The following is a 1,407-nucleotide window of genomic DNA, read 5'->3' as shown; positions in this document are numbered from 1 at the left end:
GCGCCGGAGGGGTCGACGCCGGGCACCCCCGTGTCGAGGCCCAGGTAGGTCGCCGGATCCGTCCAGTGCCGGGCCCAACCGGTACGGACCAGCGCCACGTCACCCTCGCCCAGCCGCACGCCGGTACGCCGCAGGCACCGTTCGAGGTCGTCGGCGGTCACGCCGTACCCGCCGGGAAGCACGTCGACCCCGTGGGCCGAGGCGACGTCCAGCAGCACGCCCCGCCGCACGAGAGGCGGAATCGTCTCGGTGCCGTGTACGCGGAACCGGCCGCCCGACTGCGCCTCGACGGCGTCGTGGCCACCGTGCAGCAGCCCGTCCTGCGAGATGTGCGACAGTGCGTCGACGTGGGTCCCGACGTGCCCGCCGGTGACGATCAGTTCGCCGGCCGACGAGCCGCCGTCGGCACGCACCACGTCGCCGTGCCGGCGGAGCAGGGCCAGGCGGAAACCCGGGTGGTTCGGCGCGCAGGGCAGGCCCTCCTCGAACGGCTGGCTGAGGTCGTGGTTGGTGACGCCCGCGGCGACGGCGTCCAGGAGTGCGGTCATGGCGGTGATCCTGCCTCCGCGGCGACGACGGAGGCGTACCGGGCCGATTCCGGGTGCGGGTCTTACGGACGATTCGCCGGTAATGGTGCCGCCGCGAATCCGTGCCCGGCACGGGAGCGCGTGCGAAATCGCGATTGTGCCGGTCGACGTCGTCGCCGTCGCTTGTGCAGCGGAACCGGCTGGCGGCCGGTCACTGTACTCGGTGTCCCCGCACCGGTCGACCCCTGAATTGTTCGACACCGACCGTGTCCGCAATCAATACCGTGAGTTTACCCCTGCCTCTCGCGCCGGTCGTGCCGTACACTCGCATCCGATTCAATATCGAGGCGGGCGAAGGGTGCGGTTCACGGTGCGGCATCACAACACGGATCGCAATTTCGCAGAATTGAACGCCCCACTGGTGGCCGCGTTGCAGAGCGAGCCGGCGCGCTCCGCGCTCGTCGCGGCCGCGCCGCCGGTGCGGCGTTTCATGGACGATCTCGGTGCCACCCGGATGCGGATCATCCCCTATCCGCTGGTCATCGACCGGGACGAGTTCGACCGGATGGCCGAGGCGGCCCGCGCCATGCTGGAGGCGCAGACGGTGGTGATCCGCGAGTTCCTCCGGTCGGGGCCTCCCGAGCGGCTGTTGGCGGAATTCGGCCTGCCCGCCGAGATCGCGCCCTTCGTCAATTGGGAACAATTGGAGTCCGTCGAGCAGGTCTTCGCCCGCGTCGACGTGCTGCCGACTCCCTCCGGATATCAATTCTGCGAATTCAACGTCGACTCGTCGATTTCGGGATTCGAGTTCCACGACTGCTATCAGGTGATGGGTGAGGCGGTCGGCATTCCGTGGCTCGCCGGCACGCCCCGGCCCGAG

General features: G+C 69.7%; 2 protein-coding genes. One reads left to right on the top strand and one right to left on the bottom strand.

What is annotated here, in order from left to right; genetic code table 11:
- On the bottom strand, nt 1-548 hold a 548-nt coding region (locus tag AB0E94_RS52975; protein ID WP_360344585.1), incomplete at its 3' end, for a cyclase family protein.
- Nucleotides 549-885: 337 nt separating this feature from the next.
- Here AB0E94_RS52975 and AB0E94_RS52970 point away from each other — a divergent pair.
- On the top strand, nt 886-1,407 hold a 522-nt coding region (locus tag AB0E94_RS52970; protein WP_360344582.1), incomplete at its 3' end, for a hypothetical protein.

The sequence above is a fragment of the Actinoplanes sp. NPDC026670 genome, assembly GCF_040638175.1.
GTDB lineage: Bacteria > Actinomycetota > Actinomycetes > Mycobacteriales > Micromonosporaceae > Actinoplanes.
The sequence above is the reverse complement of the archived record's forward strand: the minus strand, read 5'-3'. Positions and strand labels throughout refer to the sequence as shown.